Source organism: Ancylobacter sp. 3268, from assembly GCF_031456575.1.
GTDB lineage: Bacteria > Pseudomonadota > Alphaproteobacteria > Rhizobiales > Xanthobacteraceae > Ancylobacter.
This window is the reverse complement of record NZ_JAVDUX010000019.1, coordinates 1-14015: the sequence shown is the minus strand read 5'-3', so window position 1 is coordinate 14015 and position 14015 is coordinate 1. Positions and strand designations below refer to the sequence as shown.

Sequence of the window (14015 nt, the reverse complement as noted above, 5' to 3'; positions counted from 1 at the left end):
CCGTCAGTTCTGGTTGAACGGCCGCTGCGGCGGCGGCTCCTTGCCGAACCACGTCCTGTAAAGCGCCGCATATTCGCCGTAGCGCGAGCCGTTGACGTATTCGCGCACGATGGTGTCGAGCGCCAGCCAGAGCGGAAAGTCGCCGGGCTTCATGAAGACGGCATTGTTGTTGATGGTGCCGAGCGAGCCGTCGAGCACCACGAACGCATCGCCATTGTGCCCGACGAAAAAGTTCGCCGCCGCCGAATCCGCCTGCCAGGCGGTTGAACGGCCGCTCTTCAGCGCCAGGGCGGCGGCGCTGTCGGTGTCGAAGAAGACGGCCTTGGCTTTCGGGGCGTATGTGCTGGCGCGGTCCACCATGGCGGCGCTGTTGGTCGAGCCAAGCACCACGCCCTCATTGTCGAGGTCCGCCAGCGTCTTGATCGGCGACCCCTTGGGCACCACGACCAGCGTGCTGGAATCGATGTAGGGGCGGGTGAAGGCGAGCCGCACCGCACGGTCGGGATAGATGGTGGCAGTGGAGATGCCGAAATCCGCCATGCCGGACAGCACGGCGGGGAAGCGGCCATCGACGGTGGTGGTCATCAGCTCGATCTTGTCGGGATCGCCGACCAGCGCCTTGGCCATCAGCCGGGCGAACTCGACCTCGAAGCCGGTGTGCCTGCCGTTCTCGTCGATGAAGCCGTTGGGGCGGGCCGTCGAGGAAACGGCGACGATCACCTTATCGCGCTTGACGATGGTATCGAGGCGGGACTCTTGCGCGCCGGCGACGTTCAAGCCCAGGCCCATGGCCAGCGCGACCAGTCCGCCTGCGAGGCGTGACACACGATGAAACATAGATTTTCCCTCTGGTTATGCGGGGGAGAAGACCATGTTGCCGTGCGATCGGAAAACGAATAATCCCGTAGCTGAGCATCGCTCATTCCGATGCTCGGTCTGTCCCCATGGAGGTGGTTGTCGGAGATGCTGCGCGAGATCGAAACCTTCCTGGCGGCCGTTCGCTACGGCACCTTCACCGAGGCGGGCGCGCGCATCGGGCTGACGCAATCGGCGGTCAGCGAGCAGATCCGCCGGCTGGAGGACTTTGTCGGCTATCGCCTGTTCTTCCGAACGGGCCGCTCCGCCACGCTGAACGCCGAGGGACAGGATCTGGTGCCGCTAGCCGACCAGGTCGTGTCGCTGGTCGCGGAGATGCGCCGACGCCATGCCGTTTCCGAAATCCGCACCACCTTGCGCGTGGGCACGGTCGCCTCGCTGCACAGCGGCCTCGTCGCGCGAAGCATGCTGGCGTTCCATCGGGTTTTTCCCAAGGTGACCCTGCGCTCCATGCGCGGCGAGGACGACCTGCTCGGGCAGGTCGAGCGCGAGGAACTCGATCTCGCGGTGATGATCCAGCCTCCCGGCGAGTTGCCCGGCAACGTCGTGTGGCATCATTTGCTGACGAAACCCTTCGTGCTCATCGCGCCAGCGGGCGTGGAGGCTGCCGACTGGCGCGAGGCGATGATCGGGCGGCCGCTGCTGCGCTACGACCGCTCGACCATCAGCGGTCGCCGGATCGACGCCTTCCTGGAGCGGACCGGCACGGCGGTGGCCGACAACATCTGGATCAACTATCTCGACACGATGATCGCGCTCGTCAGCGAGGGCATGGGGGTCGCGCTGATCCCCCATTCCGATCTCGGCGCGGCGTCAGAGCGCGTCCGGGTTTTCTCGCTCGGGGAGGACGCGTTCCACCGGCACATCGGTGCCTTCACCCGGCGCAGCGGCGCCTCGCGGGAGGCCGAGGCGTTCCTCGCTTTGTTGCGGGAGGAGGCGGGGCGTGAGGTCGGTGCGTTGCGTTGATCCGGCTCGCGGCGGCGGAGCGGCGAAGCTGCGCGCCAGTTCGTCCGCAAGGCATTGCTGGCGCTCGTTCAGCTTGTAGCCGCGCCGCCAGAACACGACGTAGTGATAGACCGCGCTTGGCTCGAACGGGCGCGTGATCAGGCCGAAGCGGCGATATTCGCGCGCGATGACTTCATTGGTGACGGACACCCCGATGCCGGCGGCCACGAAGCCCGCATCGTGTCCGGTGGCGTCGAACTCGACGGCGATGTTCGGCTCGACGCCCATGTAGCGCAGCGAGTTGACGTTCATCTGATGGGCCGAGAATTGCGGATCGATGTCGACGAGCGCCTCGGAGACCAGATCCTCGGCGACCACCAGATCCTTCTGCTCGAAGCGATGTCCGGGATAGATAAGGCAGACGTTGCGGGCGGTCGCGACCGGGCGCCACTCGAACACATTTCCGTCGAGCGGGAGGCGAGAGAGGCCGAGATCGGCACGCCCGTTGAGGACATGCTCGGCGGTCTGCTGGTAGCTGCCCGAATGCAGGTGAACCGAGCAGCCGGGATAGTGCGCGCGCAGCGAGGTGAGGACGCGCGGCAGCAGTTCCAGGCAGAAGATGCCGGGCGCCGCCAGCCCCACCGCCGTGGGTTCCTCGCCCTTCAGCGCCGCAATCGACCTGCCAACCTTGTCGAGGCTGGCAAAGGCGACCTCGATGTCGCGGAGCAACTCCCAGGCCTGATGGGTCGGGATCAGCCGGTTCTTCTCGCGCAGGAAAAGCGGGAAGCCCAGCGTCGCTTCCAGCTGCTTGATGTGCTGGCTGACGGCCGGCTGGCTGACCTTCAGCAGCCGCGCGGCATAGCGGGCCGATCCGGTCCGCAGAACCTCCCGCAGGATCTGCAGCTGGCGCAGTTTGACGTCGGCACTGGGCTGGTCCGGCACGCTGGCGGCCTTTGCGAGGAGAGCCAAAGGTATAAACGTGACTTAAGCAGCAAGCGCAAGACGGCGGCGGCTCGCGTGAGGCGATTTGCGCCGGCCCGACATTTCCCGGCCACGCACGCCGTGAACGGGAACGTGGATGATAAGCAGGGATTATCAAAATTATTCTCAGCTTATAAATTGACGCTGAGATAGGCAGAGTTGTTTTCTGACCACGCCGGCCGCTTGCGGGCCTCGTGCCGGCCGCCTCACCTTCGAGGCGCGCGAAGGCGATGCCCGGGGGCCGGATGTAACATGCAGACAGCGATCGACCTCCATTCGGACGCTCCGCACCGCGGGCCGGCGGTCGCGACCGCCTCCTTGCGCGCCGAGAATGTGCACAAGACGCTGGGCACGCATCCGGTCCTGCGCGGGGTCAGCCTCGCGGCCTATCCCCATGAGGTGATCTCGGTGCTGGGGGCCAGCGGTTCGGGCAAGAGCACCTTGCTGCGCTGCCTCAACCTGCTCGAAGTGCCCGACAGCGGCGACATCTGGTTCCGCAACGAGAAGCTCGATATCCGGCCAGCGGCCGGTCGCGACGGCGCGCGTATCGGCGATGCGCGTCAGGCGCGTCGCGTGCGGGCCTCGCTGGGCATGGTGTTCCAGAGCTTCAATCTCTGGCCGCACAAGACTGCGCTGGAGAATGTCATGGAAGGGCCGGTGCATGTGCGCGGCCTGGCGCGCCGGACGGCCGTCGAATGTGCCAAACATTATCTGCGCAAGGTGGGGCTGATCGAGCGGCGCGACCACTACCCGCGTCATCTGTCCGGCGGCCAGCAGCAAAGGGTCGCCATCGCCCGCGCGCTCGCCATGGAGCCGGAGGTGCTGCTGTTCGACGAGCCGACCTCGGCGCTCGATCCGGAACTGACCGGCGAGGTGCTGCGCACGATCCGCAGCCTCGCGGAAGAAGGGCGGACCATGATCCTCGTCACCCACGAGCTGTCCTTCGCCCGCGAGGTGTCCAGCCGCGTCGCCTTCATGCAGGGCGGCCGGATCGAGGAAGAGGGCCCTCCCGAAGAGGTGCTGTCCAGGCCAGCCTCTGCGGGGCTGCGCCGTTTTCTCGACCCGGCCTGTTGAGGAGGCGTCGGCGATGGGAGGTTTTCAGGAACAGTTCCTGCGCGGGCTGGAGACGACGGTGCTGGTGGCCGCCATCAGCGGCGCCTTCGGCATGCTGGTGGGGCTTGCCGGCGCGGCGGCAAAACTGTCGCGCTTCCGGGCGCTGCGGATGATCGCCGATGCCTACACCACGATCGTGCGCGGCGTGCCGGAGTTGCTGGTCATCCTGCTGGTCTATTTCGGCGGCACGACGGCGCTCACCGCGCTGGTCGGCTCCTATGTCGAGGTCAGCGCGCTGTGGGCGGGGGTCTTCAGCCTGACCGTGGTGTTCGGCGCCTACGCCACCGAGATTTTCCGCGGCGCGATTCAGGCCATTCCGCGTGGACAGACCGAGGCCGCGCTGTCCATCGGACTGGCGCCCTGGCAGACATGGCTGCTGGTGATCCTGCCCCAGATGGCGCGGATCGCGCTTCCCGCCCTGTGCAATCTCTGGATCTCACTGCTCAAGGACACGTCGCTCATCTCGATCGTCGGCCTCTCCGACATCATGCGTATCGCCGTGGTCGGTGCCGGGTCGATGCGCGATCCGCTGACCTTCTACCTCGCGGCGTCGGCGCTCTACCTGATGCTCACCAGCGTCTCCCTGCTGACGTTCCGCCTTGTCGAGCGCCGCCTGCTCGCCCCGGTCCATTGAGGGTTACGCCATGAATATCGCCCTCATCACCGAGAGCATCGCGACCCTGCTGGGCGGCGTCGTGCTGACGCTGGAGCTTACCATCCTGTCGCTCCTCATCGGCTTCGTCCTGTCCGTGCCGCTGGCCTTCCTGCGGGCCTCGCGCTCGCCATGGCTGTCGTGGCCGGTGCTCGCCTATACCTATGTCTTTCGCGGCACGCCGCTGCTGGTGCAGCTGTTCCTGATCTACTACGGGCTCGGCCAGCTCGCGGTCGTGCGCGAAAGCGTCCTGTGGCTGCTGTTCCGCGATCCATTCTATTGCGCGCTGCTTGCCTTCTCGCTCAACAGCGCGGCGTACACGATCGAGGTGTTCCGGGGCGGCATCCAGTCCGTGCCGCCGGGCCTCGTCGAGGCGGCACAGGCGATCGGCCTGTCGCCCACCAAGATCCGCCTGCGGATCGTGTTCCCGCTCGCCTTCCGCACCGTGCTGCCCTCCTATGCCAACGAAGTGGTCGGCATGATCAAGGCAAGCTCGCTCGCAAGCACGGTCACGCTGCTGGAGATCACCGGACTGGCGCGCAAGCTGGTCTCGGAGACCTTCGCTCCCTACGAGGTCTTCGTCGCCGCCGGCGCGATTTATCTCGCGCTGACGTTCCTGGCCTCGCGGCTGTTCAACCTGATCGAACTCCATCTTGCGGGCGTCCCCCCGGACAAGGCGCGCCGCCCGTGGCTCCTGAAGCTGCGGCAGGCACGCTGACAGACCCGCCGTCGCCGCCTCCATCCGCCGACACCAACCGCCGACACCAACCGCCGCTTGCCCGGTGGCAGGCCCCCGCATGCCTTTCCAGAGGAGACTCATATGAAAAAGCTCATGCTTGCCCTTGCCCTCGCCGCCACGATGGGGGTGGCGCCCGCCCTCGCGCAGGAATCGCTGAAGGTCACCATCGCGACCGAGGGCTCGTCGCCGCCCTGGAACTCGACCGACTCCACCGGCAAGCTGATCGGTTTCGACGTCGATCTCGGCTATGAGCTGTGCCGCCGCATGGGCGCGACCTGCACGTTCGTCGCGCAGGACTGGGACGGCATCATTCCCGCCCTCACGGTCGGCAAGTACGACGCCATCATGGGCGGCATGTCGATCACCGAGAAACGGAAGAAGACGATCGACTTCTCGACGCCCTATGCGGTGGGCTTCAACCAGATCGTGATGCGCAAGGGGCTCGGCCTGCCGCCGACCGATGCCAAGGCGAAACTGAACCTCACCCAGATGGACGCTTCCAAGCAGGCGACCATCGATACGCTGCGCACCGCGCTGAGCGGGCGGACGCTGGGCGTGCTGCGCTCCTCCAACTCCGAGGTCGTGGTGAACGAGCTGTTCGGTAAGGTCGCGACCATCCGCAGCTACGACACCAACGAGAACATGACCATGGACGTAGCGGCCGGACGGGTCGACGGCACGCTGGCGGATTTCTTCGTCCTCAAGACCTTCCTCGAAAGCAAGGATGGCGACGTGGCCGAATTCTACGGCCCCATGCTCAATGGCGGACCCTGGGGGCCCGGCGCCGGCATCGGCATCCGCAAGACGGATCCGCAGTTGAAGGTCGCCTTCGACAAGGCGATCGCCAGTGCCAATGAGGATGGAGCCATCAAGGCCCTGACCGAGAAGTGGTTCGGCATGGACATGTCGCCTCCGAAATAGCCCCTCCGCAGACCGGCGGCGATGCGCCTGCCCCGCATCGCCGCCTTCCTCCCTGCCGTCCCCCCCTTTGAAAGAAAACCGTGTCATGTCCAAGCCGTTCACCCTCGCCGTGACGGGGCAGTCCCTCATCCATCACGATGTGCGGCAGGTTGCCGAGCCCGGTTTCGCCAGCGTGGTCGAAACGCTGCGGCGCGCCGACGTCGCGTTCACCAATTTCGAGGGCTGCATCTATGGTCGGCACCAAGGCTGGCCGCTCAAGGGGTTCTATTTCGGCTCGTCCGGCCCCGAGGTGCTCGATGCGTTGAAGGCCATCGGCTTCAACGTGTTGTCGTTGTCGAACAATCACGCCTTCGATCTTGGACCTTCCGGCATCCTGTCGACGCTGGAAGAGGTCGGCTCGCGCGGCTTCCTCCACGCGGGGATCGGCATCGACCGGGCCGACGCGCAGAGCGCCGGCGTGGGGCCGCTTGGCGGGCGGCAGGTCGCGCTGGCGGCGATGGACGCCGGTCCGGGGCCGGATGCGATGTATGCCGACGACGCGGGCAAGGATCGTCCCGCGCGCCCCGGTGTGAACCGGCTGCGCGTGAAGCGGATCTTCGAGCTGGACCCCGCCCGGCTCGGGCCCCTGCGGGAGATTCAGCACCTGTTCGAGAGTTCGCCGCTGGAGCGCGCGAATTACGCGCAGCCCAATGACCGTCCCTCGGTCGCCGCCGATGAGATCGACTTCTGGGGCACGATCTTCCGCGAAGCCGCCGCACCCTGCCGCCGCATCATCGTGGACGAGGACAGCGCCAGGATTCAGCTCGACGCCATAAGCCGCGCCGCGGCCGGGGGCGCCTTCGTGATCGCCTATCTGCACCAGCATCACTGGGAGCCGAGCTGGCAGAACGTGCCGGCGTGGGTCGTCGATTTCGCGCATCGCTGCGTGGACGCCGGCGCCGGCGCCTTCGTCGGGCATGGAGCTCCCGTGCTTCAGGCGATCGAGATCTACAAGGGGGCGCCGCTGTTCTACGGCCTCGGCAACTTCCTCTTTCACCTGAAGGAGGGGCAGACGGAATGGAGCCCGCCCGAGGTCTGGAAGAGCGTGGTCGCCACCTGCCATTTCGATAGGGACGGCAGGCTGGCGAGCATCGATCTTCTCCCCGTCGTCCTCGGCGGGGAGCGGCGGCTCGGCGCAGACGACTATCACAACCGTTTGCTGCCGATCCCGGCTCAAGCAGATTTAGCGCAATCGATCTTGAGTGACCTTCAGCAGCGCTCGGCCTCCTACGGAACCGAGGTCGATGCAAAACGTGGTCGGATCGCGGCAGCTTCTGCTCTGTCGGCCATATGACCCATATGGCCGTCACGGGTCCGCTGCCGCGAAACAAGGGATGTCGATCTCGCGCCAAGGCCAGATGCATGCTTCGGGGAAGCGGATGTTGGCCGGTCCAGTCCCAAGCGAATATGTCGGGAGATTCCGAACAGCCGATCCAGTGCGGATCGCATCTCCGCTCACCGGGCCCGCGGCAGTCCCTCGGGTGGACGTTGGAGCAGCCTCTCGATCTCGAGCATGACGGCCTCGGGCAGTGGGCCGAACGCCATCGCTCCCGCGTTCTCGGCTGCCTGGGCCGCAGACTTGGCTCCGGGAATCGGCAGAATGCCGGATCCCTTCGCCAGCAACCAGCATAGAGCTCCCTGCGCCAGTGTCCGGCCTCCGACCGTGAGAAGCTCCCGGACGGCCGCCACCTGCCGGGCCAGATCCGTGCGCGGACGCCCGGCATCGAAATAGCCCTGCCAGTCCGCCGGACCGGCGCGCACGTCCCCTCCCGGTACGGACCGGCCGTCGTCGAACTTGCCCGTCAAGACGCCCATGCCGAGCGGCGAGCGGATCAACTGGGACAAGCCGTGATCCATCGCCACCCGGCACATGGACGGCGCGTCGAAGAACAGGTTCATCGCATGCTGGACGGTAGAGAAGCCCAGCCGGCGCGCCATCGCCGCCGCGCTCGCCGGGAAATCCGTGCTCCAGCCATAGCTGCCGATGACGCCCGCCGCGACAAGTGCCTCCAGTGTCTCGAAGGCCGGCTCGGCGTCTTCGACGGGAAGGTCATTCAGGTGAAGCAGCATGACGTCGATATGGTCGCGCCGCAGACGCCGCAGGCTCTGTTCGACCGACCAGCGCACATAGGCGGGATCGAAGCGCGGCCCCGTCAACTGCCGCGTCGCCGCATCGATGGAATGGCCGAACTTCGAGACGATCACCGCATCGCCCCGGTGCGCTAACGCTTCGCCGAGAAGGCGCTCGGAATGGCCGGCGCCATAGACGGCCGACGTGTCGAACACCGTTATCCCATGATCCCAGGCGGCGTGGATGGTGCGCAGGGATTCGGCGTCATCGGCTCCCGAATAACCGGCGGCGATGTCGCCGCACCAGAACGGGCCGCCGATGGCCCAGCAGCCCATGCCGATGCGCGGTGCCGTCTGCAGTCTTGATGTCATCTTTCCCGAAGCTCCATTCTGGGTCGTTCAGGAAAGTGCGACGTCGACGACGGTCCGTGCAGTCGCTGGAAATGAAAGGCCTCGTTCATGGATGAAACGACGTTCGACTGGTCCGACCTGCGGATCTTTCTGACGGTTGCGCGGGCCGGCGGGCTCGCAGCGGCGGCAAAGGGGATCGGACAGAGCCCGGCGACGCTCGGTCGCCATATCGTTGCTCTCGAACGTGCACTCGGCGAGGAGCTCTTCCGCCGCCTGCCGAGCGGCTATGAACTCACCGAGGCCGGCCAAAGACGCTTCGTTCAGGTCGAGGCGGTGGAGGGGCGCATTGTCGATATGGTGCGAGCGCCGTCCGAGCGGGATGCCGGACTGCCGATCCGCATTTCAGCCGGAACATGGATGACCTGGTTCCTGACGCGGCACATCGCCGAACTCGGCACAGCCGGACGGTTTCTCGTTTTCAGCGCCACCGAGGAGCGGCACAATATCGGCCGGCGTGAAACCCTGATCGGCATTCGCAACCAGCGACCTTCCGAGCCGGGGCTGGCCGTGCGCCGGACGGCAAGAGTGAGCTTCGCACCCTATGCGCTGGACGACGGATCGGCAGGAGACGGCTGGATCGCCTGCACGGTCGACACCCCCTCGGCCCGCTGGGTTCGCGACCACCGGCGGGCGCAGATCTGCATGGAGGTGTCCCATCCGCGCACGCTGCTCGATCTGGCCCTGGCCGGCGCGGGGCAGGTGGTGCTGCCCTGCTTCGTCGGCGCGGCCCATGAGGGGCTGGTCAGGACCGGCCCGGTCATCGAGGAGCTGTCACATGACCAATGGCTGGTCGTTCATGGGGAGGACCGGAACCGCAGCGGCGTGCGCGAGACGATCGACGCTATCGCCAGCCTCATCGTCGCAAAGCGATCGATGTTAGCTCCGATGGAAGAGGCGTGATGGCGACGTCGCGCCAGGAGAGGAAGCACGCTGCGGCGACGACGGCGGAGGGAAGCGCACACCCGCGCTGTCCGGTTCAACGGCCATGCTCCTCCTCCAATCTGCACTGTCAAACCAGCAGCGACTGCTGTGTCTAGACACCCGTCATCGCGCCTTGTTGTGTGTCCCAAGTCAGGCCGTGCAAAGGCCGGGAACCGCGATTTTCTGGAACAGGTGCGGGCTGGCTACGACGGATGCCGGATAGGACGAAACCTTCGCGACAAATTTGGGATTGGCGAAGGCAGCGCGGAGTGTCTCGGTGGATTCCCACACCACATAGTTAAAGAAGATCGGGCTATCGCCGACCGCACGATGCGGTTGGGAAGAAATGTGCCCAGGTTGCTTCGTGAAGATGCTGCCAGATGCCTCAAAATTTTCTAGGAAGGCCGCTTCGTCGGCGGCGTTGACCTTGAATATGTTGATGAGAACGATTGGCGCGGCCGAGATGCCGAGATGCCGAGATGCCGAGATGCCGAGATGCCGAGCTGGCGCTCAAGCGGGAATCTTTCGTCCAGCGGTTTGAATTTCTTAATGACTTCCATGCTGGATGCTCCCGTCTATCGTGAAATCGAAACTGGAGTGATCGATGCTGCTTACACTCAAGCGAGCATCGACTGCTGTGCGAAGATACCCGCCATCGCGCCTTGCCATATCGCGGTAGTGACCGAGGGGATGCCCGGGTTGGCGAGGTCGCCGGCGGCATAGATGCCGGGCATGCTGGTTTCGCGGCGCTCGTCGGTCTTTAGGGCGATGCCGGTTGGCGTAGGGACCGTGGTGAGGCCCAGTGTTTCGTGCAGACTTGCGGAAGGCTTGGTACGCGGATGCGCGAACAGGATGTCGACTGCTACATTGAGGTCGGTATCGAGCTTGATGATGGCGCCGTGGCTCCCGTGACGTGCGATTTCGGTGATCCGTCCATCAACCACAGGTACCTTTCGGCCCGCCAGATCGGCCCGTATGTCGGTGGTGATGTCGTGACCATTGCCGAAGACAGTCAAATTGTCGGTCCAATCGTGAAACAGCCTGACCTGATTCATCGACTGCGGACCCGACCAGACGAGGCCCCAATGCTGGTCGGCCACTTCGAAGCCGTCGCAATAGGGGCATGGGATGATGGATGTGCCCAGTTTTCAGCATAGCCCGGAACATCAGGCATCTGGTCAACAACGCCATAGCTCAGGATCAGGCGCCGCGCGCCAATGCTTTCGCCCTCACCGGTGAGGACGGAGAAATTGTCGCTGGTACCGGTAATTCTGTCGGCGCGGGCATCGACCATTTTGATCGCGGGATAGCGCGCGAGTTGCTGCCGTGCCTCGGCCCAGATGTCCGACGGGGGCTTGTGATCGTGGCCGAGCACACCGTGCGAGCGGCCCGCAAAGCGATTGCGCCGCAGGCCGGTATCGAGAACGGTGACCTTGCGGCGGGCACGGCCGAGCTGCAGCGCGGCGGCGAGACCGGCAAAACTGCCGCCGATGATGATGACATCATCCATGGGGATGCGCTCCTTTTAGTTATCTGGCTTGGGATCGGGACGAGCCGGAGCGGGCTGCGCTGTGACGCTCGCCGCCGCGGCCTGCAGGAACTGCTTTGACATCGCCTTGTCATTGACGGCGCGCGCGAGCAGCACGGCGCCGACCATGGTCGAGAGAACCGCCATGGCCTTGCCGTCCGCCTCGACGTGATCAGCCCCGCCGAGCCACCCGCCCAGCAAGGTGAGGTATTCCTTGATCCCGGCTTCGAAGGAGGCCCGCACATCCGGGCCGTGCCGGGCCGCATCCGCACCGAGCGCAACGACCGGGCAGCCGATCGATCTTTCCGCACAGTGAGCTTCGCTGAGATAAATATCGACCACGGCGGAGAGCGGATTATCGGGTCTGGAGGTGGCGGCAGCGGACCAACGGCCAAAGGCGTCCTCCAAGGCGCGTCGCGCGGCCTGCGCTGCCAGATCCTCCTTGGACTCGAACTGCTTGTAGAAGGCGCCCTGCGTCATGCCGGCGCCGGCCATCAGGTCTTTCAGCCCGATGCCATCAAAGCCGTGCTCCCGGAAGAGACGGCTCGCCGCGTTGATCACCGTTTGCCGGTTTTCCTCTGCCTGGACGCGACTGACCCTCATTGCCGACCTCCAAATTAGATTGCGTTCGAACTCTATATCGAATATAGCGTCCAAATGCAATCTAATTTGGCAGGGTGATGACATGAAGAAGAAGCCCGCTATCGTGTTGGCAGGCGTTCTGATTGCGGCGGCCGGGGCCGCCGCCTTCGTCACGCTTCCCTCTCCACATGCCGGGGCGGTGAACGATCCGCGACAGCAGGCGCCGCTCGTTCGCGTGGCGACCGTCGCACCGGTGAAGGGCGTCGAGCGCGCCTTTACCGGCCTTATCGAAGCCAGGGTGCAGAGCAATCTCGGTTTCCGGGTGCCCGGCAAGATCGTCGAGCGGCTGGTCGATGTCGGGCAGCAGGTCAAGGCCGGCCAGCCCTTGATGCGGATCGACGACACCGATCTGCGTCTCGCCTTGACCGCCAAGCGCAACGCCGTCGCCGCCGCCCGCGCGGTCCTGGTTCAGGCCAGCGCGGATGAGAAGCGCTACGCCGCGCTCGTGAAGGGCGGGCTTGCCGCGACCCCTCAGCGTTACGAGCAGGCCAAGGCCGCGCTGGACACAGCTCAGGCGCAGCTCGACGCGGCAGAGGCGGAGGCTGACGTCGCCGAGAACGAGGCCACCTATTCCACGCTGAATGCCGGCGCAGACGGCACCGTCGTCGCCACCCTCGGCGAACCCGGGCAGGTCGTCGCGGCCGGCCAGACGGTCATTGAACTGGCCCATGCCGGGCCGCGCGAAGCCGTCGTCGCGCTTCCCGAAACCATTCGCCCAGCGTTGGGGTCATCAGCCAAGGCCAGCATATACGGCAGCACCGCCGAGCCCAGCGCGGCGCGGCTGCGGCAGATTTCCGATGCCGCCGACGCCCAGACCCGCACCTATGAGGCGCGTTACGTGCTCGAGGGTCCGGCGGCCTCGGCGTCACTCGGCTCCACGGTGACGATCACGCTCACCAGTGCCGAGACGCGATCGCAGGTGAGCGTGCCGATTGGCGCGCTGCTGGACGATGGGATTCGCACGGGCGTCTGGGTCGTCGACCGGGCCTCGTCGACCGTGCGCTTCACACCGGTCCAGATCAAACGTCTGGGCGGGGAAGACGCCACCGTCACCGGCGTTGATCTGGGCGCGGAAGTCGTGGCGCTCGGCGCGCATCTCCTCAAAGACGACGGCTCCATCAGAACAGCCGCGGCAAGCCAGAGCGAAGGGGCCGCCAAATGAGCTTCAATCTCTCGGCTCTTGCGGTTCGCGAGCGGGCCGTCACCCTGTTCTTCATCGTGCTTCTGGCCGCCGCGGGGGTCTACGCCTTCATCAAGCTCGGCAGGGCGGAAGATCCTTCCTTCACCATCAAGACGATGACCGTCACCGTGGCTTGGCCGGGCGCCACCGCGCGCGAGATGCAGGACCTCGTCGCCGAGCCCTTGGAGAAGCGCATTCAGGAGCTGACCTGGTATGACCGGGTCGAGACCATCTCCCGCCCCGGCTTCGCCTTTCTCACCGTCACGCTCAAGGACAATACGCCCCCTTTAGCCGTCGAGGAGGAGTTCTATCAGGCGCGCAAGAAACTGGGCGACGAGGCGCGCAACCTTCCGCCCGGCGTGCTCGGCCCCTTCGTCAATGACGAGTTCTCCGATGTGAGCTTTGCCCTCTATGCCCTCGAGGCGAAGGGCATGCCGATGCGCCAACTGGCGCGGCAAGCCGAGGTGATCCGGCAGGACCTTCTGCATGTGCCCGGCGTCAAGAAGATCAATATCCTCGGCGAACGACCCGAGCAGATCTTCGTCGAGTTCTCCTACGCCAAGCTTGCGACCCTTGGCATGTCGGCGCAGGACATAGCGAGCGCGCTGCAACGTCAGAACACCGTCACGCCGGCGGGCTCCATCGACACGCGCGGCCCGCAGGTCTTCCTCCGCTTCGATGGCGCCTATGACAGCGTCGAGGCCATTGCCGACACGCCGATCGTGGCCGGTGGCCGGACGCTCAAACTGTCCGATGTCGCCGAGGTGCGTCGCGGCTACCAGGACCCGGAAACCTACATCATCCGCCATGACGGCGAGCCCGCCATCATGCTCGCCGTGGTGATGCAACGGGGCTGGAACGGGCTGGAGCTCGGCAAGGCGCTCGAGGCGCGCTCCAGGGCGATCGCCGACAATCTGCCGCTCGGCATGACGCTCGCCAAGGTCAGCGACCAGGCGGTGAACATCGATGCCGCCGTCAGCGAGTTCATGATGAAATT

General features: G+C 65.6%; 12 protein-coding genes and 3 pseudogenes. 9 read left to right on the top strand and 6 right to left on the bottom strand.

From position 1 onward, the window contains the following. Positions 1–3: 3 nt before the first annotated feature. Positions 4–837, bottom strand: coding sequence for a transporter substrate-binding domain-containing protein (locus tag J2X65_RS22335; RefSeq protein ID WP_310206081.1), 834 nt, complete (start codon positions 835–837; stop codon positions 4–6). Between the two features lie 126 nt (positions 838–963). Between J2X65_RS22335 and J2X65_RS22330 the strand changes: the two genes are divergently transcribed. Beyond that, positions 964–1842, top strand: a complete 879-nt coding sequence (locus J2X65_RS22330) for a LysR family transcriptional regulator (RefSeq protein ID WP_404977782.1) — start codon at positions 964–966, stop codon at positions 1840–1842. A 36-nt stretch (positions 1843–1878) separates the two neighbouring features. Here J2X65_RS22330 and J2X65_RS22325 read toward each other — a convergent pair. After that, positions 1879–2763 (bottom strand): annotated as a pseudogene (locus J2X65_RS22325) (LysR family transcriptional regulator); the annotation flags it as partial. A 291-nt stretch (positions 2764–3054) separates the two neighbouring features. Between J2X65_RS22325 and J2X65_RS22320 the strand changes: the two are divergent. The 5 genes from J2X65_RS22320 (at position 3055) to J2X65_RS22300 (ending at position 7560) form a co-directional block, all read left to right on the top strand. Next, on the top strand, positions 3055–3876 hold the full coding sequence (locus J2X65_RS22320; protein ID WP_310206075.1) for an amino acid ABC transporter ATP-binding protein: 822 nt from the start codon (positions 3055–3057) through the stop codon (positions 3874–3876). A 13-nt stretch (positions 3877–3889) separates the two neighbouring features. After that, positions 3890–4549 (top strand): ABC transporter permease subunit, encoded by a 660-nt coding sequence (locus J2X65_RS22315; RefSeq protein ID WP_310206072.1) that lies wholly within the window; start codon positions 3890–3892, stop codon positions 4547–4549. A 10-nt stretch (positions 4550–4559) separates the two neighbouring features. Next, positions 4560–5285, top strand: coding sequence for an ABC transporter permease (locus J2X65_RS22310; RefSeq protein ID WP_310206069.1), 726 nt, complete (start codon positions 4560–4562; stop codon positions 5283–5285). A 102-nt stretch (positions 5286–5387) separates the two neighbouring features. Then, on the top strand, positions 5388–6227 hold the full coding sequence (locus J2X65_RS22305; RefSeq protein WP_310206066.1) for a transporter substrate-binding domain-containing protein: 840 nt from the start codon (positions 5388–5390) through the stop codon (positions 6225–6227). Positions 6228–6312: 85 nt separating this feature from the next. After that, positions 6313–7560 (top strand): CapA family protein, encoded by a 1248-nt coding sequence (locus J2X65_RS22300; RefSeq protein ID WP_310206064.1) that lies wholly within the window; start codon positions 6313–6315, stop codon positions 7558–7560. 161 nt (positions 7561–7721) lie between these two features. On the opposite strand, the gene J2X65_RS22295 is transcribed toward J2X65_RS22300, so the two are convergent. Further along, entirely contained in the window at positions 7722–8672 is a 951-nt protein-coding gene (locus J2X65_RS22295) for an aldo/keto reductase (RefSeq protein WP_310206060.1), read from the bottom strand. Between the two features lie 123 nt (positions 8673–8795). Between J2X65_RS22295 and J2X65_RS22290 the strand changes: the two genes are divergently transcribed. Then, positions 8796–9647: a LysR family transcriptional regulator gene (locus J2X65_RS22290; protein WP_310206056.1), complete on the top strand. Its 852-nt coding sequence runs from the start codon at positions 8796–8798 to the stop codon at positions 9645–9647. Positions 9648–9818: 171 nt separating this feature from the next. On the opposite strand, the pseudogene J2X65_RS22285 reads toward J2X65_RS22290, so the two are convergent. The 3 genes and pseudogenes from J2X65_RS22285 to J2X65_RS22275 all read right to left on the bottom strand — a co-directional run bounded on the left by J2X65_RS22285 (position 9819) and on the right by J2X65_RS22275 (position 11799). Then, positions 9819–10228: pseudogene (locus tag J2X65_RS22285) on the bottom strand (antibiotic biosynthesis monooxygenase family protein). 57 nt (positions 10229–10285) lie between these two features. After that, positions 10286–11178, bottom strand: a pseudogene (locus tag J2X65_RS22280) (NAD(P)/FAD-dependent oxidoreductase). Between the two features lie 15 nt (positions 11179–11193). Continuing rightward, positions 11194–11799 carry a TetR family transcriptional regulator gene (locus J2X65_RS22275; protein WP_310206053.1) on the bottom strand — a complete coding sequence of 202 codons (606 nt, stop codon included), beginning with the start codon at positions 11797–11799 and terminating at the stop codon, positions 11194–11196. Positions 11800–11881: 82 nt separating this feature from the next. On the opposite strand from J2X65_RS22275, the gene J2X65_RS22270 reads away from it, so the two are divergent. Both J2X65_RS22270 and J2X65_RS22265 read left to right on the top strand, forming a co-directional pair. Continuing rightward, the gene (locus tag J2X65_RS22270; protein WP_310206050.1) at positions 11882–13000 is read left to right on the top strand and encodes an efflux RND transporter periplasmic adaptor subunit; all 1119 of its coding nucleotides are present in this window, start codon (positions 11882–11884) and stop codon (positions 12998–13000) included. After that, positions 12997–14015 (top strand): efflux RND transporter permease subunit (locus tag J2X65_RS22265; protein WP_310206046.1); only part of this gene is annotated, 1019 nt, incomplete at its 3' end. The genes J2X65_RS22270 and J2X65_RS22265, both read left to right, overlap by 4 nt.